The sequence below is a fragment of the Campylobacter sp. JMF_08 NE1 genome, assembly GCF_027737875.1.
Classification (GTDB): Bacteria; Campylobacterota; Campylobacteria; order Campylobacterales; family Campylobacteraceae; genus Campylobacter_B.
This window is the reverse complement of record NZ_JAOVUC010000002.1, coordinates 136024-162741: the sequence shown is the minus strand read 5'-3', so window position 1 is coordinate 162741 and position 26718 is coordinate 136024. Positions and strand designations below refer to the sequence as shown.

Here is a 26718-nt window from a genome sequence, read left to right as displayed (position 1 = left end):
AAAATTTTACTTTAAAATGGCTGTTTTATAAGCAAAATTTGGCTAAAATCATTAGCTTTTAAATTTACAAATTATGGGAAAATTTATGATAAAAATTATTTTTTTAGATGTCGATGGTTCGCTCACTGACGGCGCGCTGTATCATGCAGAGAGTGGCGAGACGATGAAGAGGTTCGATGTCAAAGACGGCTTTGGGATCCAAGAGTGGCAAAGGTGCGGTCTTTACGCTGCCATAATCACAGGCAAAAACTCGCAAATCGTGGCAAATAGGGCAAAAGAGCTTAAAATTCCTTTTGTTTTTCAGGGCGAAAAGGACAAATTCGGCAGAGCTAGCGAAATTTTAGCCGAACTCGGGCTCGATTTTAGCGAGGCTGCGGCGATTGGCGATGATTTAAACGACGCGAAATTGCTAAACGCTGTTGGCATGAGTTTCAAGCCAAGCGACGCGCTAAATTCGCTAAGGGCTGATTATACGCTAAATGCGCGTGGCGGGCACGGAGCGGTGCGCGAGATGATTGAAATTTTGGTCGATAAAAACAATATGCGAGAGATTTGGAACTCTAAATGGTTATAAAAATTTTCTATGTCGTAATCGCGATTTTTAGCGTCGCTATGGTGTTTCTAAGCGTGCAAACTCCGTATTTCGAGGAGATGTTTAAGGAAAATTTAAATGTTTCAAATCTCGAAATGCAAGGCGTGAGAGATTATCAAGTGGGCGAGAAAATCAGTGGAGAATTTAGGGCGAAAAATGGGATTCGCTACAAAGATCGCGATGAATTTTACGAATTTGACGCTGTGATTTTAGATGATATAAATCACACAATTAGCTCAAATTTAGCCGTTAAAAAGGGCGATAATATCAAATTTAGCGGTTCGGCGCATTACCGCAACAGCGACGAAATAGATTACAAATCCGAGCAAATCACCTATAATCTCAAAAACAAAATCGTTCGCTCAGATGTGCCATACACCCTCACTCAGGGCGAAAACAAAGTAACTGGCGAAAAAATCAGTTACGATACAAAAAATAAAAAAACAAACTCAAAAGGAATTCACGCATGGTATTACACGCAGGACAAAAATTCATCAAATTAGCGATTTTTTCATCACTTTTGGCTTGTATGAGCGCATTTGGCGCACCTGAGCTAGTCGAGGTTACGGCGGATAATTTTTTCGCTGACGAGGTCAAACAAATCAGCACCCTAACGGGCAATGTAAAGATAAAAAAAGGCTCCTATGATACGCTAACTTCGGATAAGGTTACGATTTATTTCGACGCAAAAAAGCAACCCACAAAATATGTCGCCACAGGAAATGCGAAATTTAAGGTGCTAGTAAATGACAAACACTACGACGGACAGGGCGCAGTGCTGACATACACCCCGGGCGCTGAGACTTACACGCTCGAAGGAAACGCGCATTTACACGAAACTGAGACCAAAAAAGAGGTCTTTGGCGAGCAGATTGTGGTCAATCGCACCAAAGGCACCTACGAGGTCAAATCCGCGCCAGGTGGCGGTGCTGGCAAAAAGCCTGTGAGATTAATCTTTCAAGTAGAAGATCAGCAAAAATGATAAACATAAACGACGCGAAATTTATAACTTCCGCCGCAGGGATTGCCGATAGCCCAGAGTTTGCGATGAGCGAGGTGGCGTTTTTGGGGCGCTCAAATGTGGGCAAATCCAGCCTGATAAACGCTCTAACTCAGCGCAAGGGGCTAGCCAAATCAAGCTCGACGCCGGGCAAGACGCAACTTGTGAATTATTTCGAAGTAAAATTTGGGCAAAAATTTAGCGAAAATGAAAAATTTGATGAAGCTTTGGCAAATTTAGGCGAGAATTTTTCGCTTATGTTTGTGGATTTGCCGGGTTTTGGATATGCAAAAGTATCGAAAAAAATGCACTATATCTGGCAGAAAAATTTGGACGAATTTATCAAAAACCGCCCAAATATCAAGCTTTTTGTCCATTTGATAGATTCACGCCAATTCGATTTGGATATTGATAGAAATTTGCGCGAGTATGTGGAGAGCTTTTTGCGAGGCGATCAGCAAATTTTGCGCCTTTACACGAAAGCTGACAAACTAAATCAAGCTGGGCGCGCAAAATTGCTTAAAAGCGATCCTGGCGCACTTTTTGTTTCGACGCTAAAAGGTTCTGGCGTAGCCAAAGCGCGCGAATTAATCATAAAAAGGGCGTTTGGACTATGATAGTGCTAGAAAAACCGCGTCTGTGCGACATAGGCGCAATGCAAGAAATGATAAAAGCCGAAGTCGAAAGCGGTGTGATTTTGCCTAGAAGCGACGATGAGATCGCCACATATATCCGCTCATACACGCTAGCGTATGTTTGCGATGAGGCGTGCGCCAAGCCAGAAAATACTGAGCCAAAATTTGATAGCGAAAATTTAGGGGCAAATTCTAGTGAAATTTCAAATCAAAATTCCCAAATTTGCGCCTCTTACACGCAGTATTTCGCCCAAAAACCACAAAACGCCGAACTTGCAGGATATGCGTCTTTGAAAATTTTCAATGCAGATCTTGCAGAAATTCGCTCATTTGTCGTTTCGCCGAAATTTCGCAGGCGAGGAATCGGCTCAAAAATCGTCAAAGCTTTATTAGACGAGGCGAAATTTTACGGCTTAAAAAATGTCTTTGCTCTGACATATCAAAAGCATTTTTTCGAGCAAAACGGCTTTAAAGAAATCAGCAAAGACGAGCTTCCAGCCCAAAAAATTTGGGCAGATTGTATATCTTGCAAAAAGTTTCCAGTATGCAACGAAGTCGCGGTAATTTATACCTTATAGTCGATTTTGCCCTAAGCTTTGGCGTCGCGTTTTATCTGCTTTTAAGCGTGATGTATCGGGGACTGCCGCCACTTTTGGGGTTTTTTTTCGTGACTTTGGTGGTGCTAAAATTCGAGCATGAAAACAAATTTAAAAAATACAATTTCGCTTACTATTTTGCGATTTTTTATCTATTTTGCGCCGAGCAAATTTACGGATTTAACCTATTTAGCATTGCGCTAGCTTACATTATTTTTTACACTTTTATCTACGAATTTAGCCTGCGAAATATCAAATTCCGCAACTTTTTGCTTGGCTTTTATGTGGTGATTGCTTATGCGCTGATTTTGGGGGTAAATGGCGCGATTTCGTATATCAAAAAAGCTGACGCTATGAGTGTGGGAAGCGAGTATTTAAGCTATATCGTGGTCGATATTTTGCTTAGTTTGCTCTTTTTTAAGGGGCGATTTGTATGAGATTAAAATTCGTCTTTTTCTTTGTTTTGGCGTTTTTTACCGTGCTTTTGGTTAGGGTGTATTATCTAGCTATCAAATCAAACGAATTTTACGAGCAAATCGCCAAAAACAATGTCGTCTCGACCGAGTATATCCCGCCTGTGAGGGGACAGATACTAGACGCCAAAAATCGCCCGCTAGCGATTAATAATATCGGATTTTCGCTTTTGATTGCGCCACATTTAAAAGATAGCGCGCTGGATGCTGAGTTAGCAAATATCAGCAAATATTTCGCGGATTTAAACACCACGCAAATGCGCAAAATTTACAAGGACGAAAACTCGGTTTATAACCAAAATTTTATCGAAGTCGTTAAATTTTTGGATTACAACGAAACAATCACGCATTTTGCGAATTTGAATCTGCACGAAAATATCCGTGTCGAGCCCGCCTCGCAACGCTATTATCCGCATAATCATCTTGCCTCACATATCATCGGCTATGTCGGACGCGCGAATAAAAAAGATATCAAATCTAACCCTCTCTCGGCCCTTACTGGATATAACGGCAGAAGCGGCGTGGAGGGGTATTATAATGAAATTTTACAGGGCAAAAGGGGCGAGCGCAAGACCAAGGTAACCGCGCTAAATGAGGTTGTCGAGGAGATTTCATACGAGGAGCCAAGCAGTAGCGAGATTTCGCTGACGATTGATTTGGAATTCCAAAGATATTTAGAGGAAATTTTCAAAGACAAAGACGGCGTGGCGATCGTGATTGATCTCAAAGACGGTGCGATACTGGGCGCTGGAAGCTTCCCTGAGTATAATCTAAACACCTTTGTGGGCGGAATTTCGCAGGCTCAGTGGGACGAGCTAATCAAAGATCCGCGCCACCCATTTACAAACAAGCTCGTAAATGGCCTCTATCCGCCAGGCTCGGTAATCAAAATGGCTGTGGGAATGAGCTTTTTAAATAGTGGCAAGATAAATGAGAATTGGAGCGCGTTTTGCGGTGGTGCGATTGAGCTTGGAGGGCGCAGATTTAGGTGTTGGAGTAGTGGAGGGCATGGCAGAGTGAGCCTAGTGCAGGCTATCAAAAGTAGCTGTGATATATATTTTTACGAAGGTTCGCTGATTGTGGGGATTGATTATATGTCAGCTTACCTTAACCGCATGGGATACGGCGTGAAAACGGGCGTGGATTTGCCGAACGAATTCGTAGGCACCATGCCAAATAAGGCGTGGAAAATGCAGAAATTCAAACGCCCATGGTATCAAGGAGAGACCGTAAATGCCTCAATCGGTCAAGGCGATGTGCTAGTAACGCCTATGCAAGTAGCCAAAAACACAGCCCAAATCGCCACAGGCAAGGCGATAATCCCGCATTTTTTAAAGAGCATTGACGGCGAAGAGATTAGCTTCGAGCCGGGCGAGCTTTTCACCCCAGCTGAAAAAAATCAACTCCCACTTGTGCGCCGTGGAATGTATGAGGTAGGCAACAATCCAAACGGCGGAACTGCGTATAAAATCATGAAAGACGCTGTCGTCCCGCTCGCGGTCAAAACCGGCACCGCGCAGGTCGTAGGACTATCGCAAAAGACAAACAAACGCCTAAAAGAGTCGCAAATGGATTATTTCCACCGCTCGCATGCGTGGATGACGAGCTTCGGTCCGTATGAAAACCCAAAATACGCCGTCACGGTGCTAGTCGAGCACGGAGGCGGTGGCGGAAGCGCGGCAGGTCCTGTGGTGAAAAAAATCTTCGAAAAACTCGTGGATATGGGCTATATCGACGCAAATGCCACGGCAAATTCTACGCAAAATTCAAAGAAAAAGTAGAATAAATTTTAAAATTCCTCGCCGATGCAATCCCTGAACACTGCGCCGAAATTTTGCCATAAGTGTCATTGCGAGGAAAGGCGTAGCCTTGACGAAGCAATCTACAAAGTTTAAATTAAAAGCAGGGCAAATGGCAAAATTTCGCAGAATTCTAAAATTTAAATTTTTTTGAAATTTTACTGGATTGCTTCGTCACTTCGCTCCTCGCAATGACAAATCAAACAAAATTTGCCCTAAGTGTCATTGCGAGAATTTTGCGTAGCAAAATTCGTGGCAATCTACAAAGCTAAAATTAAGAGTATGGTAAATGGCAAAATTTCAGAGAATTTTAAATTTTAAAATTCTAGCTCATAGTTTAAAATTTACAAATTTTTCCAAATTTGGCGATTGTGAAATTTAAGCATAAAAGGCTATAATTGCGCTTCGGCGTGGCGAGCGGTCGCTTGTGATAAACAAGAGGAAAGTCCGAGCTGCAATAAGACAGAGTTGCGTCTAACGGACGCCGTGGGAAACCATAGGGAAAGTGCAACAGAAAGCAAACCGCCACAGCGTTCGCGCTGTGGTAAGGGTGAAAGGGCGGGGTAAGAGCCCACCGCGCGCATGGAGACATGGGCGGCAGTGCAAACCCAACTCGCAGCAAGAATAGAAGGTAAGGTCTTATGAAATACTATTCGCTAGAACTGGTTTGCAAAAACCAGTGTAGATAAATGACCGCACAGACAGAACTCGGCTTATAGCCACGCCTTTTATTTATTTTTGCAAAATTTCCACAATAATAATAGTAAATGTAGTTGAATTTGTCATTGCGAGCGAAGCGAAGCAATCTATGAGTTTAAAATTTAGAGTTCGCAAATTTGCTATCACTGCGAGAAGTTGTTTTTTATAGCGACGAAGCAATTCGGTAAAATTTAAAGTATGTTTTCTGTTTAAATTTTGCGCCACATTTGTCATTGCGAGCGAAGCGAAGCAATCTATGAGTGTAAAATTTAGAGTTAGTTTGTTTGCTAAAATTTTGAAATTTACGGAATTTTATAAATTTTGCGAATTTATCGTTCGGTGATTTTAGCTCGTAGATTGCCACGAATTTTGCTAACGCAAAATTCTCGCAATGACAGATTAAATGGCAAATCAAAATTTCGGGGCAGTGTTTCAGACTTGCGGTAGCGAAATAAATTTAAAATTAATCACATAAATTTTTTGTTAGTTAGTGCGTTAGTTAGCCAAAATGGGCGTTAGTTTGGTTGGTCATCGAGATTGACGGCGTCGATAATCTCTTTTTTGAAGCGCAAAAACTCGATATTGTTTTTAAGCGCGCGGTTTTCTTCGAGTAGGACCTCGTGTTTGGTGCGAAGCTCTGCGATGTCGCGCGAAATGTAGTAAATCTCGTTTCGGATAAAAATCGCCGGCACGGTTAGCAAAAATACAAACATCATCACCAAGTAGGTCATCAAAAGTTTGTTTAAGGATAAATTTACCTCTTTGAAATTTGTGGTTTGGTAGTTTTGCAAAATTTGGTTTTGTTCGTCGCTGATATATTCGCTCGTCTTGGGCGCGGATTTGGTTCTGTTTGGGACGGAATTATTTATGATAAAATCATATTCGTTATTCAAAATTTTCTCCATTTAAATTTTAAAATTTTCAAAATTCGAAAAATTATAAGTAAAATTTAGCATAATATTTTACACAAAATTTTGCTTATAATTTTTAATAAAATTTTACTAAAATAGCCTAAATTGGCTATTTTATCTGAAAAATTCTCAGCTTCGCACTGCTTGCGCGAGAATTTTGCGCTAGCTCTTCGCTGCTAGCGGTGATTGGCTTTTTGCTTATGATTTTGCCTAGATTGTGGTTAGCTCCACACTCGCATTTTAGTGCAAATTCTGGGCAAATACACGCTTTTTCCCACTCTTTAAAACGCGTTTTTACGATACGATCTTCGAGCGAGTGAAAGGAGATTATAGCAATTTTTGCATTAGTTAAGACTTTATTTTTTGCTTTTTGTTCGATTAAATTTAAAAGCTCGCCAAGCTCGCCAAGTTCGTTATTTACCTCGATTCTGATTGCCTGAAATGCGAGGATTGCAGGGCTTACGCTTCTGTTTTTGGCGGGTTTAGTGCCGATTATTTGCGCCAAATCTTTCGCGCTGGTAATAGGTGAGAGTTTGCGTGCTTGGATAATTTTTTCAGCGATTTGATATGCGTTTGGTAGCTCGCCATATTCGCGCAAAATCCGTGTAAGTTCATCTTTTGTATAATTATTTACTATAAATTTTGCATCTTTTGAGCAGGAGCTGTCCATACGCATATCTAGTTCATCGCTTCCTAGCCCAAAACCGCGCTCATTTTTGTCGATTTGAAGCGATGAAACGCCGATATCGGCTAAAATTCCCCTTATGTTTTTGATTTTTTCATCTGGCAAAATTTTTAAAATTTCACTAAATTTTGCCTTATGGATTTGCACGCGATCTTTGAAATTTTCTAGCCTTTTACTCGAAAAATTTATCGCCTCGCTATCTCTATCACATGCGATTAAATGGACATTTGGTAGGCTTTGCAAGATACCTTGGCTATGTCCTGCGTACCCTAGGGTGCAATCAAGTATGTAGCCACTCTGGGTGTCCGAAAATGCGCTAAGTGTTTCGTTAAATAAAACTGGAATATGAGGAATTTGCAAACTTAATCCTTTTAAAATTTCTAGTTTAGTATAATAGCGCATTTTTTAGGTAAAAGGTAAAAAATGGACGAGTATTATTACGAAATTTTGCGTAGAATTTCGCTTTCGATGTTTAGAAAGGAGCTTTTTGGCATTTTTCACGGCTCGATTTCAGCCAAAGTTAAGGATAATCAATTCATTATCAACAAAAAAAATGCCATTTTTGATAGCCTAGGCTTGGACGATTTCGTGGCGTTGTTTGCCAAAAAAGATTATCGCTGGGAAGAGGCGAGTATAGATAGTGATATACATTTAAATATATATAAAAATATTAAAGAAGCCAAATTCGTTGCTTACGCTATGCCGCCGTATTTGCTTGCATATACCTTAGAACACGACTTTATCATACCGCGCGATTATTATGGTGCGACTATCATAAAACGGCTTGAAATTTACGATCCGAAAAATTACGATGATTGGCACGATAGGGCACCGCACGAAATTTACAATTATATGATGAGCGAAAATAGTGATATCATCGTGGTTAGAGGATATGGCGTGTTTGCGTATGCCAGAAGCGCGCAGAGCCTTGCGAAAAAAATCGCGGTTTTGGAAAATAGTTGCAAAATGCTTTTACTAAACCATAATTAACTTTTTTGTAAAAAAATGTTACTAACGCGTTATAAAATGACAAAAATGCCTATTTTTCAGTGTTACATAAGGTTTTTATCTGTATAATACTAACACATTTTGTTAGTTGATTAAAGGGAAATAATTTATGATCAATTGGATGCAAAAGCATAAAAAGTCGCTCATACCTACTATCTGGATTAGCACGATAGCTTTCGTCGGTGCTGGTTTTGTGGGCTGGGGCGCGTATGATATGAACGCAAACAGAGCTGGTTCTATCGCCAAAGTAGGACAAATTTCTGTTACTAACCAAGAACTAAATACGAAATATTCTGAGCTTTACAATCGTCTTTATAGCATGAGTGACGGCAGATTTACTAGGGAGCAAGCCGATCAAATGCGCCTAGACGAAATCGCTGCAAACGAGCTTATTAAAGAGGCATATTTTTTAAATTTCGCTAACGATTTGGGGCTAAGGGCTACGGAAAAAGATGTGGCCCAGTTTGTGGTAAATGCGCCAGCCTTCCAAGAAAATGGCGTTTTTAATCAGACTTTATACGATAATAGCGTCAAAAATTCGGGTCTTACCAAAAAAGAATTTGAGCGAAATTTACAAAAAGCAATCACGCTAGAAAAGCTTAGCGATGCGATAAAAGTCGTGCCAAATATGGATATCGTCGAGGCTATCACGGCCTCTGGTTTGGTGCAAGATAGCGTGCAAGCGCAGATGATTTACGCTGATGATAATGTCAGTTTTAGCGACGATGAGTTAAAGAAATTTTGGGAGGGCGAAAAAAATCACTATATGAGTGAGAAAAAATACACCCTAAATACATACTTCATGCCGACTAAAACAGCAGAGGCTAGCGACGCCGAGCTGGAAAAATTTTATAACGAAAATCGCTCAGCATATCGTGGAAGCGATGATAAGGTGCTAGATTTCGCCGCAGCAAAAGATAGCGTGATAAAGGATTTTAGCGTCGATCAAGCCAAAAAAACAGCGCTAAAAAAATATTTGGAAATCAAAAAAGGCGAAGCTGATACCAATGAAACCATTATCGCCACGCCTAGCACATTTCCTGTGGGTGAGCTTGGAGAGGCTAAGGTCGGCGAGATTTTAAAACCTTTTGCTTACAATGACGGAAATTTAATCGTAAAAATCGCTAGCATAGACGAGCCAAAACCTCTTAGTTTCGAAGAGGCAAAAGAGTTAGCGGCGGCTGATTACCGCGTGGTTAGGGCTAGCGAGGTTTTAAACGAAAATGCGCAAAACGCACTTAAAGATTTCAAAGGAACCCAATTTGGCAAATTTACGCTAAATTCACAAAATACAACTTCGCTTAGAGATGATGAATTTTATAAATTTATCAGCGAAATGTTTTCTAAACCAGCCAAAGAGGGCGTTGTGCTTTTTGACGATAAGGCTTTGGTCTATAAAATCACAGAACAAAGCTTAGGTGATGATACTAGCATAAACGAAAACAAATCTATGGTGGCGCAAAGAATCGACGGTATGATAAATTCAAATCTCCAAGGCGATTTGTTAAAACTTCTTGAAAAGCGTTATAAACTCGAAAGATATTATAAAGGTAGAGATAGTGAGTGAGTATATCTTAGGCTTAGACATCGGGTCTAACAAAATTCGTGCTTTAATAGCCAAAAATGACGGCGAGTTGAGCATTAGCGGAGTAGGTGTAGCTGATACCTTAGGTATAAAAAAGGGTGTGATTACTAACATCGAGCAGGCTGCTAGCTCAATCAAACAAGCTGTAAAAGGCGCTATCAAAAGTGCTGGTCGCAACTACGATAGAGCGGTGGTTTCGATATCTGGTTCGTATGCCAAAAGTGTCAAATCGCGTGGCGTAATCACTATGGAGCGTGAGATCGGTATCCACGAGATAGATCGCGCTATGAAGGTAGCCCAAGCGCAAGCCAATGTCCCGAACGACTATACTATTTTGCATGTGCTTCCTTATGATTTCAAAATCGACGAGCAAGAGCATATAGAAGATCCTCTTGGCATGAGTGGATCGAGGCTAGAAGTATCGGTTCATATCATAATCGCTCCAAAAAGCTCAATCCAAAATTTGAAAAAATCAGTAGAAATGGCAGGGGTAAAGGTTAGCAATATAGTCTTATCTGGCTATGCCTCATCAATTTCTGCGCTAACAAAAGATGAAAAAGAGTTAGGTGTAGTGCTTATAGATATGGGTGGAGCGACTTGCGATGTGGTTATTCACCTAGGCAATTCATTGCGTTATAACGATGTTGTTATGTTAGGTTCGAATAACATCACTAACGACCTTTCTCGCGCGCTTCACACACCGCTACCTTATGCAGAAAATATAAAAATCACATATAATGATTTGATAAACGAGGGCGACAGCGAGGTAAATTTGCCTATCATGGGTGAAAGGGAAGATGAGAGCAAGTTGATTTCCCTTGAAATTATTTCGCAAGTAATATTAGCAAGAGTTAAGGAAATTTTCGATCTTTTAGCCGATAAAATAGATAAAAGTGGCTACAAAGACAGGCTTGGTGCTGGCGTAGTCATCACTGGTGGTATGGCTAAGCTAGATGATGTCAGAGACCTAGGCACTATGGTTTTTGATAACATATCTGTTAGAGTGGCTAGACCAAAGAGCGTTAGTGGGCTTTCTGAGATTTCTTATGATAGCGCTAATGCTTGTGCGGTTGGACTTTGTATGTATGGATTTGGCGATTTTACGCCGTATGAGATTGATTCTAACGGCGAGCTTCGTTACAAAGACGAAACTATAAAAATCTCTACAAGCAGAGAGAGTTCGACATACTATGAAAAAGAAGTAACGCAAGCGATAGAAACAGAAGAGGTAAAAAGCAGTGTTACTAACACTAACACTATGGCAAATAACGGCGGGCTGGGCATTGGGCTTCCAGAGAAAAAGAAGCCAAATATGTTTGAAAAATTTATGACAATGATAAAAAATAGCTTTTAAATTTAATAGAGGAGATTGCAATGAAAGGATTTATTGTGGAAGAAAACAAAGGTGTTTATGGCGCTAAAATGAAAGTAATCGGCGTCGGCGGCGGCGGTTGCAATATGATTAATCACATGATTAGAGAGGGTTTTACTAAGGCTGATGTCGAGCTTATGGTAGCTAACACAGATGTTCAAGCACTAGAAAAATCAATTGCAAAAACTAGAATTCAACTTGGACCAAATTTAACCAGAGGGCTTGGTTGCGGTATGGATCCTACTATGGGTCGTGGCGCTGCTGAGGAGAGCTATGAGGATCTAAAAGATCGCCTAGATTACGCTGATATGGTCTTTGTAGGCTCTGGTTTTGGCGGTGGCACAGGCACTGGCGCGGCTCCAATCGTAGCAAAAGCTGCTAAGGAGAAAAAGGCCCTAACAATCGGTATCGTTACAACTCCGTTTGATTTCGAGGGTAAAAAACGCATGCGCCTAGCGCAAGAGGGCTTAGAAGAGCTTAAAAAAGAGTGCGATTCTGTAATCGTAATCCCAAATCAAAATTTGTTGAAAATCATTGATAAAAAAACAGGTATCAAAGAGGCTTACAAAAAGGTCGATAATGTCCTAGCACAAGCTGTAAATGGTATGATTTCTGTGATTTTAGAATCAGGCGATAGCGATATGAATGTGGATTATGCTGATGTTCGCAAGGTAATGCAACACCGCGGTATGGCGCTAATGGGCACAGGTGTATGCGACGGCGAGGACGCAGCAGAGGAAGCGATAAAAGCAGCTATCCAATCACCGCTACTTGATAATGTTTCAATCAACGGCGCACAAGGCGTTTTGGTTCATTTCAAAATTTCACCTGATTGCTCGCTTATCGAAATCGAGTGCGCTATGAATATCATCAGAGAGGCTGTCAGCGAGGACGCGGATATAATCTTTGGAACGACAACAGATGATAGTATCGAAAACAACCGCGTAGAGGTTACTCTGATAGCTACTGGCTTCGAAAAGAGCGCAGCTGAAAAAAAGCAAGTAACTAAACAAAGCGTCGCTGATAGCAGACAAGCTATCATAGAAAGCTACGCTAGAACCTCATTTTTCGCTAAACAAAAAGTAGCTAGTGGCGATTTCAACGGCGATGAAACTTATGATGAGTTAGAAGAGCCGACATTTTTACGCAAACAAATGGATTAATAATCCTTTAAAAGCAATTCTTCTATTATCGGTGCGCACCCCGCGCACCGGTTTGATTTAGATAAATTTTAAAATTTAGAAAATTTTATAAGCCTTTGTTTCATGCAATACGAGCTTGGATTTTGAGCGTGGTTTCTCGTATTTAAAATGCGTTAAATTCATTGTCATGTGTCTAGCAAAATGCACCACCAGCACCAAGCCTTTTATCGTAGCTAGGGTTATCATTTTTCTTCCTTGTAAAATTTTTCAATCTTATTAAACGCACATACCAAAAATTCAACTTCTTCTTTTGTCAATTTTTTGCAAATTTCTGTGATTTGCTTCAAATTTTCTGTGTTTATAGACTTTATGATTTTGTTTAATTGTTGTCTATCTTTTTCTTCTGTTATATAGTGCCAATTTTCATAATGAAATAGACTTACTATTTGTGCTTCTTCATCAAAACCATGAAATGCGATTTTCATAAGATCTGGTTTAGGCGTTAATAATTTCATCCACCAAACTGGGTGCAAAATCATTGTAGAAATATACGGAAATAGGCTAGGCGTATCGTCCGCCAAAAATTTTAGCAAACCAAGAATATTTTGTATAACGAGTGCTCGAAATTTCAAGGTAGTATCCGCAAAATGTGTGTATATATAAAATACATTTGGGTTGGCAAACACATGCAAATGCTGATACAATGCCACAAAACTACAATCCGTCTCATCTAGTAATATTTCTTGCATTAGCTTATTTTTAATATCGTCTGAAAGCTCGTCGCTAGAAATGTTTATCGGCAAATTTTTTAACATATCTTCTATCGCTTCATAAAAAGGCTTTAATTTCTCGCTTTCATTTTCTAGTTTTATAGTATTTTTGTTGCTTAAAACGCCTGAAAAATCCTTTCCGCGCTTTAAAACTAAATCTAACAATAAATCGAATTGCTCTTGATTATTTTGCAAATATTTATTCTTTTTTAAAATTAAAATTTTAAATTTATCTTTAAGAGGCAATTTTCTATCTAGCGACAAAAACTCATCTTTCGTTAAATTTTTTAAGGTATCAACAAATTCGCATATTGTTTTTGCTTTTTGGATATATTGAGATAAAATCTCTTTTATGTCGAGCTTACAAGAATTGTTTTCTTCCAAACCAACCCACCATTGTATATGACCGAAGCTTGATTTTAAGCCCACATTAAATTGTGTCCCTTCATCAAAATATCGTTCTATACAGCGTGTTAGGCTTTCGGTATTTGCGCTTTGATATCCGTCATTATATTTTTCGAATTTAAACAAATTTGGATATAACTTTTCAAATTTATCTCTTTGCGAATTTAGCTTAACCCAGTTTGAAAAAATTTGAGATTTTATTTTTTCTCTTGTGGTATAAATATCGGGAATACCGCAAAACTGAGTATCTATGTCACCGCTTAATACTTCATCGATTTTTAAATAAATTCCGACTTCATCGCTTGGCAAATTTAGTTTTGTTAGATTAAAATCTTGCATTTAATTCTCCTTTTTCATCTCTTAATTCGTAAAATTTGGCTAGTTTTATTTGTGATCCTTTTTTTGTAGGGGTTTATCAAAATATGTATTTGGGTTATTGTTAAATTTTCTGCTTGGGACATATTTGCCTATCACAAAATCATACGATTATCTTGGTCGCATGCTTATCTGTCTGCCTTTTTCATCGTAAGTGTAAATGCTGGTTTTGCTAGCTAGTGTTACGCTACTGGCTGTAAAGCCAAGAAGCGTAACGCCAACCGCACTTCTACTGAAAAGCAACTTCGAGCCGTTATACACAAAAAGTGTCGAGCCTTTTATTATCGCTAGGGTTATCATTTTTGCCCCTTTTTATTTAAAAATTTTGTTTAATTAAAACTCCAATTTCCAGCGAATTTTGCTGTAAAATGAGTAAGAAGTCTCGCTTTCGTTTATAAAATTCGCTTCAACACCTGCTCTTAAAAAACCAGCCACGCCGACATTTAGCGACATATTTACCAGAGAATTTGCGCATTTTTGTAAAGAAGTAGCCATTTCTTCCGTTTGTTCTAGCGAACCACCTTTTGCATTTATTACGCCATAGTCCAAATAATACTTCACCTCACTAGCAAATTCAGGCGGTAAAGCAGATAAATTTATTTGCTCTTTATCTATAAATTTTTGCAACTCTTCTTTTGAAACTGCAACAGAATTTGGAAATTCCCCTTTTATAAATTTTCCTTCATAAGCTTTTGCTTCTTTGCTCCGTGAAACTTCTTTTGAAAATTTAGCCGAAGCTTTAACCGCTTTATATTCTCCACCAGCTCCGATATTTAAATCTTTTCTAAATTTTTCTAAATTTATCTCTTGTTCAAAATATTCAAATTCATATTTTTTTATACCCATTCTCTTTGACATATCGCTCAAAATTGTTCTTAATTCATCTCTATATAAAATTTGAAAATCTTTTAAAGGAAAATACAAATTATTCCTAATACCAGAATGAACTAAATATAAATTTTCGTTTAAATTTTGTATAGGACATATAACTTTATTTTCTTTTTTGACAAAATAATCCCTAAATCGTTCATCTTCTGCCAAAATCATTTCGTATCCTTTTGTTAGTGGTTCCGATCTTTTTGGACTTATACTATATTTTTCTTTTGTCATATCGTCTAAAACCAAAATTTCTGTTTTGGCAGGAATAGAAAGTAGCTCATTTTTTTCTTGCATTTTTTATCCTTTATTTTGTAAAAGTTTTTACAGCATAACCTCCGATAGAGCCAATTACACTGTAAGTTATAGCTTTTAGGGCTGTATCGGTCGCAACAGCACCGACTAATAGTCCTATTCCGCCACCAATTAATATATATTTAGCAGTTTGTTTTAGATTTTTAGTTTTTGCCTCGGTTTTAATTTGCAAAAATCTTTGATATTCAAGTCCTGCCAATTTTACTGTTTGTTCTATTTCGTTTTGGTCAGAGTTATTATCCCAAATAATCATAGCAACTCTAACTCGCCCTATATCGTCTTTTTCGGGGTGAAAAATATACATTAAATTTATATTTTGTGTAAGTTTTGCTTCTTCAACTCCATTACGCACAAAATCATATTTTTCCATGACTTGTGATATTTCATAATAATTTTCTTGTAACTCCATTTCGCCTTGCACTGTTTTTCCATTTTCCCAAGCCAATTGATTTTCTTCTTGGTTTTTGCCTTGTATTGTTATCTTAATCATTTTTAATCTCCTATAATAAAATTCATTAATGCGTCTTGTGGATTTTTTGTCATATCAAATACTTTGCAATCAACTAATATTTTTATTTTTATAGTGTTTTCTATATTGTTAATTTTTGTAGTTTCGATTTGATCTCCACGAGTTCCAAGTATTTTCAATCTTATTTTATTCTTTCTTTTATGTTTATGATTTTCTTCAAAAATTTCTTCTTTAAAAATATCTATTTCATTTATTATTTGTTTTTCTGCTTTTTTATTGCTAACAAATTTAGAAGCATCAAAAACATAAACAAAAGTAACTACGCCATCTTGTTCCCTGCTTTCTTCAAAAGCTATTTGCCTTATTTTTTCTTTTGCCATGCGAGCAGCTTTTGAACCAGCTACATTTTTTATTAAATACAATGAATTGTTTGCTTTAACCCATTCATCTTTACTTATCGTAGTTGCTTCATAATTGTCTCTAAAACCTTTTCCTTGCAATATATGGATTAGAGTATCTTTTCCGCTTTCTTGATTGCCGTCTAACAATATTTTTGGTGTATCTTCTAACTTAATTTTAATGTTTTTGCCCGATGAACTGGTTATTGTTTTTTCGCCAGAAGAAAATAGCGCTTGTAGACCTTTTACTATAAAAACAAAAATAGCCCATGTCATTGGATCAAACATGATTAACCACCAATCCGTTTTTATCTATAAAATACTTTTTGCCATCTTTTTTTACTTCGGCTATACCGTTATTGAAATGTCCAGCAAAATCAAAATCATGCTTGATAACTTCTTTACCTGACTTATTTATATAATGCCATTTGTCGTTTATGCAAACTGGTGCTAAGTCTTCACTAAAATATTCAATAAAATCATAAATAAAATCTACTATTTTTTTTCCTTTTTTGTCTATAACTCCCCATTTTTGATTTTTACATACAGAAACCATATCGCAACTAAAAATACCAACATCATCGTATTGGCAAGGTATGGAAAATTCATTTTTTTTATCGACAAAACCAAATTTATTATTTGCCATAACCTTAATCATGCTTTCTTTGTTATTGTCCCAAATTTCGTCGTATTTGCAAGAAATAACAATATCGCCTTTTTCGTTTTTAAAACCAATTTTTCTATTTTCTTTAAATGCTATTAATCCCATTTAAACTCCTTTTTTAAAAAAATTCGTTTATTTTACCCCCCCCCCCCCCCATAAAAAAAACTTAAAATTTTAATCGTTTCGATGAAAAAGATTTTTGCAAATTAGTAGATAAGACTTCGTAGTTTTGGGTGGAATTTAAAATTTGTCAAATTTATCGCTGGGAAATTTGGGGAATTTATCGAATTACAGGGGGAAATTTGGCGAAATTTATCGAAATTTAGCAAATTTGGCTCATAGCTCAAAATTTCAAATTTCGCTAAATTTTCAAATCTCGCCACCGAGTTCTAAGATTTTGCTGCGCAAAATTTCGATCTCTTTTTCGTATTCGCTGATTTGATCTTGCAGTCTAAAAATCACATCCACGCCCGCTAAATTCACGCCGAGCTCCTTTGTGAGATTTACTATCATACGGATTTTATCCATATCGCGCGCCGAATACAGCCTCATTTTGCCGTCCGTCCTGCCCGGCTTGACTAGCCCTTCGCGTTCGTATTGGCGCAGGGTTTGGGGGTGGATATCTAGCACCTTGGCTACGATTGAGATTAGATAAACCGGCTCGTCATAATCGTGCATATTCTCTCCTTATAAGCTTTCTAATGCCTCGCGAACCTCGTCGCTTAGGCTATCGGCGTCTGGCAAGACGATATTTACTACGGCGTAGAGGTCGCCTAAAATTTTGGTTTTGCGGTTTTGCACACCATAGCCTTTGAGACGATATTTCTGTCCATTTTTGGTGTTTTTACTGATTTTAATCGTGGCTGTTTTTTTGGGGGTTTGAACTTCGATTTTGCCACCAAAAAGCGCAGTTTTTAGCGGGACATCGATTTTTTTGCTCAAATCATCGCCGTTTCTCTCGTATTCACTACTTGGCGAAATTTTAATCTCTAAGATCAAATCTCCATTTTGGTTACCGTTTGAATTTCCTTTGCCTCTAATTCGTAGTTTTTCGCCAGTATTTATCCCTGCTGGGACTTTAAATTTGATATTTTCACCATTTAAATTTACGCTCATCTCCCCGCCATTTATGGCTGTATCAAATGGAATTTCAATCGCGCTATGTCTGTCCAAATCCATACTAAAATTAGAGTTAAATCCAAACGGATTAAATCCGCCACCAAAATCAAAGCCCCCGCGTGAGCTTTTTGCGCCAGAAAATCCGCCAAAAATGCTGTTTAAAATGTCATTTAAATCGCCCATGCCAGCCGAACCCTTGGCGAAATCGTGGAAATTTTGACCGCCAAACATAGAATCGCCGTATTGGTCATACTGAGCGCGTTTTTTCTCATCGCTTAAAATTTCATATGCTGCGTTGATTTCTTTGAATTTTTCCTCTGCGCCGGGGTCTTTGTTGATATCTGGGTGATACTTTCTAGCAAGCCTGCGATAGGCTTTTTTAATCTCGTCAGCACTGGCAGATTTGCTAATGCCGAGAGTCTCATAAAGGCTAGAATTTGCCATTTTACCTTCCTTTTTTGTCTAAATTTTATATTGATTATATCATAAAAGTTTAGTCTATGTCAATCAAGTTTAATATATTTTGTTTATAAATCTTGTAATTACATTAAACAAATATTAGCCCTAGAAATTTATAATTGCACGAAAATTTTATTCAAAAGGAATTTAAATGAAAAAAACCATTTTGCTATCTTTGGCACTTAGCGCTTCGCTTTTTGGCGCGAATATCGATATCAGCGAGGCTGGGGCGAAATTTGATCGCGTAAATCCTGAGTTTAGCAAGGATGTCGTTCTCTCATACCACAGCTCGATTGCCGAGGCGAAAAAATCTGTCGTAAATATCTCGACCAAATCAAAACACAAAGTCGCAAACAACCCAATGGCGGAGATGTTTAACGATCCGTTTTTTAAGCAATTTTTCGATTTTAACCTGCCTAGACAAGAGCGCGAGGTCAGCTCTTTGGGATCAGGTGTGATTATCTCAGATGACGGATACATCGTCACAAACAACCATGTCGTCGAAAATGCCGATGAAATCGTAGTTACACTGCTCGATAATGACAAAGAGTATAAAGCCAAGGTCGTAGGAACGGATTCGAAAACCGATTTGGCGATTATCAAAATCGAGGAAAAAAGGCTATCTGCGATTAAATTTGCTGATTCGTCAAAGGCTGTGGAGGGCGATATAGTTTTTGCTATCGGAAATCCTTTTGGCGTGGGTGGCACGATTACACAAGGAATCGTCTCTGCGCTAAATAAAAACAATATCGGGCTTAATCAATACGAAAATTTTATCCAAACAGACGCTTCGATAAATCCGGGCAACTCAGGCGGTGCGTTAGTCGATAGCCGTGGCGCGCTCATTGGTATAAATTCGGCGATTTTAAGCAGAAGTGGCGGAAACAACGGCATCGGATTTGCAATCCCGTCAAATATGGTCAAAGATATCGCCAAAAAGCTCATTAGCGACGGCAAAATCGAGCGCGGATATATCGGCGTAACGATTAGCGATATGTCAAAAGAGCAAAAAGAGATTTACAATAGCAAAGAAGGCGCGCTGATTTCGAGCGTGGAAGAGGGCTTGCCAGCGGATAAAGCGGGCATTAAAAGGGGCGATTTGATTATAAAAGTCGATGACAAACCTGTCAAAAACGCAAATGAGCTTAAAAATTTGGTCGGCTCGATGAATCCAGGTAGCAAGGTCGAAATCGAGTTTGAGCGCGACGGCAAAAACCAAAAAGTAACCCTCAAACTAGATAGCATGGATAAATCATCTAACGCTGGTAGCTCAAATGTCGATGAGGGCGCATTAGAGGGGCTAAGCCTTAAAAACCTAGATGATGAAATTCGCTCAAAATATGCGCTAAATAAAGATCTAAAAGGCGCAATCGTAACAAATGTAAAAGCTGATTCAAAAGCTAGCGAGTATGGGTTTAAAAAGGGCGATATAATTATCCAAATCGGTCAAAACGATGTCGAAAATATCGATGATTTTAACAAATATATCAAAGCTTACAAAGGCAAAAAAGTCCTAGTTTGGGTTATTAGAAACGGTATCCCACAAGGGTTAGTAATCCGCTAAATTTGGCAAATTTGGCAGGGCTTAGGCTTTGCCAAATTTCACTTGGCGAAGTCAAATTTCAAATGACTTCGCCGATTTTATTTTTAATTTTAATTATAATTTTTTGGGAAAAATTATTTTCTCTCCACGACTTCGTAAATCACGCCCTTTTTGCTGATATATTTCTCCACAGCTTCAAGTTGGCTTGGTAGGACATTTATCACGAGCGAGCCCACGACGCTTTTATCCAGGCGCTCTAACTTACCCCAGACGATATTAAAATTTATCCCAAGCTCGTGCGCCATGTGCGTGATAATGCTATCAAACGCGACATCTGGCGGGAAAAACAGCCTTACATTTATATTATTTGGCGGTAGCACTTCCTCTTCGCCTAGGAATTCCTTCATATGCTCATCAGGGTGCAAAAACAGCTCCACGATATCGCCAGAGCCCACGACAACGCCGTGTTTTAGGAGCATGGCGCGGTTGGCTATGCTTTTGACGACCTCCATTTCATGCGTTACCAAAACTATCGTAATGCCAAGCGAACGGTTGATTTCTTTAAGCAAATTTAAAATTTGCGTCGTTGTGTTTGGATCGAGCGCCGAGGTTGCCTCGTCGCTAAGTAAAATTTGCGGTTTTAGCGCCAATGCCCTAGCAATGGCTACTCTTTGCTTCTGACCACCGCTAAGCTCGCTAGGATAGGCGTTTGCTTTGTCTTTGAGGCCTACAAGCTCCAAGAGTTCGGCGACTCGCTCTTTGATATAGCCTTCCTCAAATTTCCAAAACCTAAGCGGTGTGGCGACATTTTCGGCGACCGTTTTTCGGCTCATCAGCGCGAAATGTTGAAAAATCATACCGATATTTTTGCGAAATTCGCGCACTTCATCGCCTTTTAAATCTGCCACCTCTTTGCCAGCGACTTTTAGGCTACCGCTTTGGTAATTTTCTAGCCCGTTTATACAGCGAAGTAGGGTGCTTTTGCCCGCGCCACTTTGTCCTACGATAGCGAAAATTTCGCCTTTTTTGATCTCGGCGCTGACACCTTTTATGATTTCGGATTTTCCGAAACTTTTATGCAAATTTTCGATTTTTATCACTAAATTTCCTTTATTTTTTCTATATTCTACTTAAATTTTTCAAATTTTAGCTTTGTAATTTTTGTCTTAACGCCTCTTGCAAAAGCGAGCCAGCCAGCATGCGCTCTTCCTTCATAAATATAAAATTCTCTCCGTATTCGCCCTCTAATTCGACCTTGCGATACGGCCCTGAATACATCACAATGATTTTTGCGCTTAAATTTTCCTTATTTAGCATATTTGTAACGATATCGAGTTTTTCTTGGTTTGTGAGCGTTAGGATTATCACAGAGGCTTGGCGTAGGCTAAATTCGTCGATGACGCTTTTTTGCATCATATTGGCAAAATGCACATTTTCCCCGCGCGATTTGCCAAGATCCACAAGCTCCAAATCGCTTTCGGCTACGATATATGGCAGACCATTATCGCGTAGTCTAAGCAGTATTTCTTGTCCGACTCTGCCGTATCCGACGATGACGAAGTGGTTTTTCATAGGCGAAATTTTGACCTTATGCACCTCGTCTTCGAGTTTTTCGACCTTGGATTCGAAGCGGTTTGCGATGCGATTTAGGTTTTTTAGGATAAATGGTGTCAAAATCATCGTCGCCACAACGATTGCGATTAAAATTTGCGCGTTTTCTTTGTTTATTAAATTTTTGGAAATCAAAAGTGCGAAAATCGCTAGGGCAAATTCGCCTATTTGTGCCAGAGATAGGGCTGATTTGAGCGCAATTCTTTTGTGAGTTGATATGATGAGTATCGCATATACAATACCTGCTTTTAACGCCATTATAATGATAATTCCTAGTAAAATCACGCCGTAGTGGTTGGCGATAATGTCAAATTTAATCTGAATTCCGATTGTGATAAAAAAAAGTCCTAGCAAAATGTCGCGTAGTGAGCTCATACCTGCGGCAATTTCGCGCTTGTATTCGGTCTCAGCGATAATCATACCAGCGATAAATGCGCCCAGTGTGTAGCTAAATCCGAACACATGAGCCAAAAAGCTAGCCCCGATTACCACGAATAAAACCGTAGCGATAAAAATTTCCCTCGAATTTGCCTTGATGACATAGGTAAAAAGGCTATTTATGACAAATTTGCCAAGGATTATGAGCGAGACTATCACAATCGCAGCACTTATGGCGGTGTGCAAAATCAGCTCATTTACAGGCGTGCTATCTGTGGAGGCAAAAATATCAATCATCAGCAAAATCGGAATCACAGCCAAATCTTGGAAAAGCAAAATTCCAAGTACTTTTCTTCCGTGATTGCGATTTATTTCGCCAGAGTCATTTAGGCTTTTTAGCACTATTGCAGTAGAACTTAAAGATAGCGCAAGACCGATAATAATGGCTGTTTTGATATTTTCGCTTAAAACTTGATCTATTATGAGAGTGAGTATCAGCCCAGTGCCTGCAACCTGCAAAAATCCGTTGAAAAAGACATCCTTTTTCATACTCATTAGGTGCTTGAAGCTAAACTCCAATCCTATGCTAAACATTAGAAAAACCACACCAAATTCGGCGATTTGCGACATATACATACTCTCGTCGCGCGTAAGACTATAAATCTGCGTGAAGCACACACCTGCGACGATATATCCGATAATGCTAGGGATTTCAAAAACTTTAAAAACTATGTTTAGAACGATTGCAAGTGCAGTAATCGTCAAAAATAGCTCGATAGCAAAATCCATTTGCAACCTTTCTGTGAAAATTTTAAATCTTTGATTTTACTAAAATTTTGCTTAAAATATCGCAAATTTAGGGCAAATTCGGCGATAAAATTTCGAATTTTAACTGGTTTTTAGTGAAATTTAACTATAATCATCAGTTTTTAAAATCAAATAAAAAGGTAGTTAAAATGGCAGATTTTTACAATCCAAAAGAAGTTGAAGAAAAATTTTATAAAATTTGGGAAGAACGCGGTTATTTCGAGATCGACGGCAACAAAAATATCCAAGAAAAAGGCAAAACATTTTGCATTATGATGCCGCCACCAAATGTAACGGGCGTTTTACACATAGGACACTCGCTGACTTGCACACTCCAAGACATTATGACGCGCTATAAACGCATGGACGGATACAAAGCGCTGTATCAACCAGGGCTTGATCACGCTGGAATCGCCACTCAAAATGTCGTCGAACGCGAACTTTTAGCCAAAGGCATAAAAAAAGAAGAAATCGGCAGAGATGAGTTTTTAAAACATGTTTGGAAGTGGAAAGAGCAAAGCGGCGGCACGATAGTTAGGCAAATTCGCCGTCTTGGCGTGGGTCCTGCTTGGAGTAGAGAGAGATTTACCATGGACGACGGGCTTAAAAACGCCGTGCGAAAAGCCTTTGTAAATTTATACGAAAAAGGGCTTATTGTGCGTGGCAATTATATGGTGAATTGGTGCACTCACGACGGCGCCCTAAGCGATGTGGAAGTCGAACACAAGGCGAATAAAGGCAAACTTTATTATGTGCGATATTATTTGGACGGCGAAAAAGATAAATTTATAGTTGTAGCGACTACTCGCCCTGAAACTTATTTTGGCGATACCGCTGTCATGGTAAATCCAAATGATGAACGCTATAAAAATTTAATCGGAAAATTTGTCCAGCTCCCTATTATAGGGCGAAAAATCAAAATCATCGCCGACGAGCATGTCGATATGGCGTTTGGAACAGGCTGCGTAAAAGTAACCCCAGCTCACGATCAAAATGACTACGAAGTCGGCAATCGCCACGATTTGGAATTTATCACAATCTTCGATGAAAAGGGCATTTTAAACGAATATTGTGGCGAATTCGCTGGACTTGAACGCCTTGAAGCCAGAGATAAAATCGTCGCAAAGCTTGATGAGCTGGGCTTCATCGAAAAAATCGAAGATTACGAAAATCAAGTCGGGTATTGCTATCGCTGTAAAAATGTCGTCGAACCCTATATCTCAAAGCAGTGGTTTGTCAAATCAGACATCGCTAAAAACGCCATAAAAATGGTAAATGACGGTGGGGCTGAGTTTTTCCCAGCGCACTGGATAAATAGCTTTAATGCGTGGATGAGAGAGTTAAAAGACTGGTGCATTAGCCGTCAGCTTTGGTGGGGACACCGAATCCCTGTGTTTTACTGCGAGTGCGGACACGAGTGGGCGGACGAAAATGAAAATCCAAGCCAATGCCCAAAATGCGGTAGCGCGAAATTCACGCAAGACCCAGATGTCCTTGATACTTGGTTTTCAAGTGGCTTGTGGCCGATTTCGACACTTGGCTGGGGCAACGGCGATGCGCTAAAAGATGAAAAATGGCATGAGAGTGATTTGGAGGAATTTTACCCAAATACTATGCTGATTACGGGCTTTGACATACTTTTCTTTTGGGTTGCAAGAATGTTTTTCCAATGCGAAAATGCTACTTCCAAACTGCCGTTTAAAGATGTCTATCTTCACGCCCTAGTTAAGGACAAAGACGGCAAAAAAATGAGTAAATCAAGCAAAAATATCGTCGATCCGCTCGATAAAATCGACGAATATTCAGCCGATATTTTGCGATTTACACTGACAGTTTTGTGCGTGCAGGGTCGAGATCTGCGCCTAAGTGATGATAAGCTTTTGATTTATAGAAATTTCGTAAATAAACTTTACAACGCAAGTAAATTTTTGCTTTTAAATTCGGCTAAATTCGGTGATTTGGACGAAAATTTGGTTAAAACGAAGCTTGGAGAGTATATGCTAAGCCGTTTTAAGGCGTGTGTAAATTCGGTCAGGGCAAATCTCGACGCGTATCGCTTCAACGACGCTGCGACTGATTTATACAAATTTTTCTGGGACGAATTTTGCGATTGGGGTATTGAGCTTAGCAAAGCAAACAAGGCTGCAATCCCTGAGCTTGGTATGATTTTTAAAGAAGCTTTGAAGTTGCTTAGCCCATTTATGCCGTTTATCAGCGAGTATTTATATCACGAGCTAAGCGGGACTTCTTTGGAGAGCGGAGAATCCGTAACCATGATGAGATACCCAAAAACTTCGGCGCAAAACGAAGGGATCGAAAAGCTTTTTGAGCGCGTGATTGAAGCGATTGTAAGCATCCGCAGGGCAAAAGCGACGATTGATTTGGGAAATGCCAAAATCGCAAAGGCTTTTGTGCTAAGCTCATTTGATTTAAGCGAGGCGAAAGATTATATCAAAACACTTGCCAAATGCGATGAAATAGAGTTTGTAAGCGCTCCTGTGGCAAATGCCGTGCGTGATGTGAGTGCGAATTTAGAAAGCTTTGTCGCACTTGAAGGCGTGGATTTAAACCCTATCATAAATCGCTTGAATTCGCAAAAAACCAAGCTTGAAAAAGAAATCACAAAGCTAGAAAATATGCTAGGAAATGAGAAATTTATGGCCTCAGCCCCTGCTAGCGTCATCGAAACCAATCGCAATGGCCTAGCAAACGCAAAAGAACAATTTAACAAAGTTTGCACCGAACTAGCAAATTTGGGAGTGAAGTGAAAATATGGATAATAATGATAATAAAATAATTGATGAAGCATTTCGACTAGAAGAAGATTGTACTTATTCTGCGAAAGGTCATTTTGAAAGTGCTAAACAATGGAGATATTTATATTATATGCTAATGCTTTTTTCTATTATTACACTGATGTTATCTATATCTAATATTTTTGTAAATTTTTCTATTTGCCATATTATTCTTAACATTACAGCTGGTTTAATTACTGTAATTATTATATTTTTAAATCCACAAGAAAAATATATTTCACATCAAAATAGCGGAAATCATTTTTTATCATTAAGAAATGAAATTAGGATATTTAGAGAAATTGAAATATCAAGCTTGGAATTAAATCAAAAAATTGAAAAAATTTCTTTTTTAAGTAAAAAAAGAGATGAATTAAATATAAATTCTCTACCTATTTCAACTTATGGGTATGAAAATGCAAAAAAACAAATTGAAACAGATAAAAATACTATTTATGAAATCGATAAAATAAAAGGCAATAAAAATGACAATAAATAGTTATTTAAACGATTTAGCACAACGAGCCATTGTAAGAGATGATGAAAAAACAAAAATTTCTATATCGAAAAATGCTATCATTAAAAGATTAATGGATTATTTTCAAAATCATATTGAAACACCAATATTATTTGGCTCTTACACACGAAGAACTATAATATCAAGGCAATTTGATGATAATTCAGATATTGATATTATGGTGTGTTTTAAATATACACCATATCAACCACAAACATATTTAAATTATTTAAAAGAATTTGCTATACAATGTTATCCGAAATCACAAATTTACCAAGATTTTCCAAGCATTGTTTTAGAATTAAACCATATAAAATTTGACTTAGTTCCTGCAATTAAAAAAGTTGGTGTTTTATATATACCAGATAAAAATTACAAGTGGCTAATAACTAATCCAAATGACTTAAATAATTATTTAATTAATAATCAGAATTTAAGAAGATTTATTAGAATTGCTAAAATATGGAATGCAAAACAAGGTAATCTTTTTCCATCGTATGAACTTGAAAAATTTATAGTTTTAAATAGTTTTAATTATTCCAATTGCCATGACTTATATTCTCATTTTTATAGGTTTTCGCAATTATTGCAAACAAGTTTTAATTATACAGATAATATAAATAATAAAATAAAAAATTTAAAAGATACAATGTCTGTTATAGAACAACTCAGTATTGACAATACAGATATGATAATAAATTTATTCGAGCAATAAAATGA

29 protein-coding genes and 1 other RNA gene are annotated in these 26718 nt (G+C 38.3%); 16 read left to right on the top strand and 14 right to left on the bottom strand.

Annotated elements, in window-relative coordinates; genetic code table 11:
• Window positions 1-85: 85 nt before the first annotated feature.
• From OFN91_RS02780 to rnpB, 8 genes are all read left to right on the top strand, one after another.
• Window positions 86-574, top strand: coding sequence for a KdsC family phosphatase (locus tag OFN91_RS02780; protein ID WP_270873191.1), 489 nt, complete (start codon window positions 86-88; stop codon window positions 572-574).
• Entirely contained in the window at window positions 565-1095 is a 531-nt protein-coding gene (lptC, locus tag OFN91_RS02775) for an LPS export ABC transporter periplasmic protein LptC (RefSeq protein ID WP_270873190.1), read from the top strand. The genes OFN91_RS02780 and lptC overlap by 10 nt, the downstream gene beginning before the upstream one ends.
• The gene (gene lptA, locus OFN91_RS02770; protein ID WP_442868046.1) at window positions 1059-1574 is read left to right on the top strand and encodes a lipopolysaccharide transport periplasmic protein LptA; all 516 of its coding nucleotides are present in this window, start codon (window positions 1059-1061) and stop codon (window positions 1572-1574) included. The genes lptC and lptA overlap by 37 nt, the downstream gene beginning before the upstream one ends.
• A complete protein-coding gene (locus tag OFN91_RS02765) occupies window positions 1571-2209 on the top strand; it encodes a GTP-binding protein (RefSeq protein ID WP_270873189.1) in 639 nt (212 codons plus the stop codon). Before lptA ends, OFN91_RS02765 begins: the two co-directional genes overlap by 4 nt.
• Window positions 2206-2805 (top strand): GNAT family N-acetyltransferase, encoded by a 600-nt coding sequence (locus tag OFN91_RS02760; RefSeq protein WP_270862395.1) that lies wholly within the window; start codon window positions 2206-2208, stop codon window positions 2803-2805. The genes OFN91_RS02765 and OFN91_RS02760 overlap by 4 nt, the downstream gene beginning before the upstream one ends.
• Window positions 2772-3260, top strand: a complete 489-nt coding sequence (locus tag OFN91_RS02755) for a hypothetical protein (RefSeq protein ID WP_270872370.1) — start codon at window positions 2772-2774, stop codon at window positions 3258-3260. The genes OFN91_RS02760 and OFN91_RS02755 overlap by 34 nt, the downstream gene beginning before the upstream one ends.
• On the top strand, window positions 3257-5077 hold the full coding sequence (gene mrdA, locus OFN91_RS02750; RefSeq protein ID WP_270873188.1) for a penicillin-binding protein 2: 1821 nt from the start codon (window positions 3257-3259) through the stop codon (window positions 5075-5077). The genes OFN91_RS02755 and mrdA overlap by 4 nt, the downstream gene beginning before the upstream one ends.
• A gap of 423 nt (window positions 5078-5500) precedes the next feature.
• Window positions 5501-5827: RNase P RNA component class A (rnpB, locus tag OFN91_RS02745), an RNA gene on the top strand.
• A gap of 482 nt (window positions 5828-6309) precedes the next feature.
• Here the strand turns inward: rnpB and OFN91_RS02740 are convergent.
• Together OFN91_RS02740 and rsmH are read right to left on the bottom strand one after the other, a co-directional pair.
• Window positions 6310-6687 carry a hypothetical protein gene (locus OFN91_RS02740; RefSeq protein WP_270873187.1) on the bottom strand — a complete coding sequence of 126 codons (378 nt, stop codon included), beginning with the start codon at window positions 6685-6687 and terminating at the stop codon, window positions 6310-6312.
• A gap of 127 nt (window positions 6688-6814) precedes the next feature.
• A complete protein-coding gene (gene rsmH / locus OFN91_RS02735; RefSeq protein WP_270873186.1) occupies window positions 6815-7750 on the bottom strand; it encodes a 16S rRNA (cytosine(1402)-N(4))-methyltransferase RsmH in 936 nt (311 codons plus the stop codon).
• 63 nt (window positions 7751-7813) lie between these two features.
• Between rsmH and OFN91_RS02730 the strand changes: the two genes are divergently transcribed.
• The 4 genes from OFN91_RS02730 to ftsZ all read left to right on the top strand — a co-directional run bounded on the left by OFN91_RS02730 (window position 7814) and on the right by ftsZ (window position 12518).
• Window positions 7814-8380 (top strand): class II aldolase and adducin N-terminal domain-containing protein, encoded by a 567-nt coding sequence (locus OFN91_RS02730; protein WP_270859434.1) that lies wholly within the window; start codon window positions 7814-7816, stop codon window positions 8378-8380.
• A gap of 127 nt (window positions 8381-8507) precedes the next feature.
• Window positions 8508-9965 (top strand): peptidylprolyl isomerase, encoded by a 1458-nt coding sequence (locus OFN91_RS02725; protein ID WP_270873185.1) that lies wholly within the window; start codon window positions 8508-8510, stop codon window positions 9963-9965.
• Entirely contained in the window at window positions 9958-11337 is a 1380-nt protein-coding gene (gene ftsA, locus OFN91_RS02720; RefSeq protein WP_270873184.1) for a cell division protein FtsA, read from the top strand. Before OFN91_RS02725 ends, ftsA begins: the two co-directional genes overlap by 8 nt.
• A 20-nt stretch (window positions 11338-11357) precedes the next feature.
• Window positions 11358-12518, top strand: a complete 1161-nt coding sequence (ftsZ, locus tag OFN91_RS02715; RefSeq protein ID WP_270869815.1) for a cell division protein FtsZ — start codon at window positions 11358-11360, stop codon at window positions 12516-12518.
• A 75-nt stretch (window positions 12519-12593) separates the two neighbouring features.
• Here the strand turns inward: ftsZ and OFN91_RS02710 are convergent, their stop codons facing one another.
• The 10 genes from OFN91_RS02710 to OFN91_RS02665 form a co-directional block, all read right to left on the bottom strand.
• Window positions 12594-12743, bottom strand: a complete 150-nt coding sequence (locus OFN91_RS02710) for a hypothetical protein (RefSeq protein WP_270873183.1) — start codon at window positions 12741-12743, stop codon at window positions 12594-12596.
• Window positions 12740-14011 (bottom strand): hypothetical protein, encoded by a 1272-nt coding sequence (locus OFN91_RS02705; RefSeq protein WP_270873182.1) that lies wholly within the window; start codon window positions 14009-14011, stop codon window positions 12740-12742. Before OFN91_RS02705 ends, OFN91_RS02710 begins: the two co-directional genes overlap by 4 nt.
• A gap of 147 nt (window positions 14012-14158) precedes the next feature.
• A complete protein-coding gene (locus OFN91_RS02700) occupies window positions 14159-14347 on the bottom strand; it encodes a hypothetical protein (RefSeq protein ID WP_270866413.1) in 189 nt (62 codons plus the stop codon).
• Between the two features lie 33 nt (window positions 14348-14380).
• Window positions 14381-15220, bottom strand: a complete 840-nt coding sequence (locus OFN91_RS02695; protein ID WP_270873181.1) for a hypothetical protein — start codon at window positions 15218-15220, stop codon at window positions 14381-14383.
• Between the two features lie 10 nt (window positions 15221-15230).
• Window positions 15231-15728: a hypothetical protein gene (locus OFN91_RS02690; protein WP_270873180.1), complete on the bottom strand. Its 498-nt coding sequence runs from the start codon at window positions 15726-15728 to the stop codon at window positions 15231-15233.
• 2 nt (window positions 15729-15730) lie between these two features.
• Window positions 15731-16393 carry a hypothetical protein gene (locus tag OFN91_RS02685; protein WP_270873179.1) on the bottom strand — a complete coding sequence of 221 codons (663 nt, stop codon included), beginning with the start codon at window positions 16391-16393 and terminating at the stop codon, window positions 15731-15733.
• Window positions 16386-16874 (bottom strand): WG repeat-containing protein, encoded by a 489-nt coding sequence (locus OFN91_RS02680; RefSeq protein ID WP_270873178.1) that lies wholly within the window; start codon window positions 16872-16874, stop codon window positions 16386-16388. Before OFN91_RS02680 ends, OFN91_RS02685 begins: the two co-directional genes overlap by 8 nt.
• A 101-nt stretch (window positions 16875-16975) precedes the next feature.
• Window positions 16976-17152 carry a hypothetical protein gene (locus OFN91_RS02675; protein ID WP_270873177.1) on the bottom strand — a complete coding sequence of 59 codons (177 nt, stop codon included), beginning with the start codon at window positions 17150-17152 and terminating at the stop codon, window positions 16976-16978.
• Window positions 17139-17447, bottom strand: a complete 309-nt coding sequence (locus OFN91_RS02670; protein ID WP_270859439.1) for a heat shock protein transcriptional repressor HspR — start codon at window positions 17445-17447, stop codon at window positions 17139-17141. The genes OFN91_RS02675 and OFN91_RS02670 overlap by 14 nt, the downstream gene beginning before the upstream one ends.
• Window positions 17448-17456: 9 nt before the next feature.
• On the bottom strand, window positions 17457-18332 hold the full coding sequence (locus OFN91_RS02665) for a DnaJ C-terminal domain-containing protein (protein WP_270873176.1): 876 nt from the start codon (window positions 18330-18332) through the stop codon (window positions 17457-17459).
• Between the two features lie 166 nt (window positions 18333-18498).
• On the opposite strand from OFN91_RS02665, the gene OFN91_RS02660 reads away from it, so the two are divergent.
• Window positions 18499-19911: a DegQ family serine endoprotease gene (locus OFN91_RS02660; RefSeq protein ID WP_270873175.1), complete on the top strand. Its 1413-nt coding sequence runs from the start codon at window positions 18499-18501 to the stop codon at window positions 19909-19911.
• 113 nt (window positions 19912-20024) lie between these two features.
• On the opposite strand, the gene OFN91_RS02655 is transcribed toward OFN91_RS02660, so the two are convergent.
• Window positions 20025-20990, bottom strand: coding sequence for a methionine ABC transporter ATP-binding protein (locus OFN91_RS02655; protein WP_270862407.1), 966 nt, complete (start codon window positions 20988-20990; stop codon window positions 20025-20027).
• Window positions 20991-21036: 46 nt separating this feature from the next.
• On the bottom strand, window positions 21037-22668 hold the full coding sequence (locus OFN91_RS02650; RefSeq protein WP_270873174.1) for a cation:proton antiporter domain-containing protein: 1632 nt from the start codon (window positions 22666-22668) through the stop codon (window positions 21037-21039).
• A 167-nt stretch (window positions 22669-22835) separates the two neighbouring features.
• Between OFN91_RS02650 and OFN91_RS02645 the strand changes: the two genes are divergently transcribed.
• The 3 genes from OFN91_RS02645 to OFN91_RS02635 are packed head-to-tail and all read left to right on the top strand — an operon-like array spanning window position 22836 to window position 26713.
• Window positions 22836-25454, top strand: coding sequence for a valine--tRNA ligase (locus OFN91_RS02645; RefSeq protein ID WP_270873173.1), 2619 nt, complete (start codon window positions 22836-22838; stop codon window positions 25452-25454).
• 4 nt (window positions 25455-25458) lie between these two features.
• Entirely contained in the window at window positions 25459-25980 is a 522-nt protein-coding gene (locus OFN91_RS02640) for an SLATT domain-containing protein (protein ID WP_270873172.1), read from the top strand.
• On the top strand, window positions 25967-26713 hold the full coding sequence (locus OFN91_RS02635; protein ID WP_270873171.1) for an SMODS domain-containing nucleotidyltransferase: 747 nt from the start codon (window positions 25967-25969) through the stop codon (window positions 26711-26713). Before OFN91_RS02640 ends, OFN91_RS02635 begins: the two co-directional genes overlap by 14 nt.
• Window positions 26714-26718 lie beyond the last annotated feature (5 nt).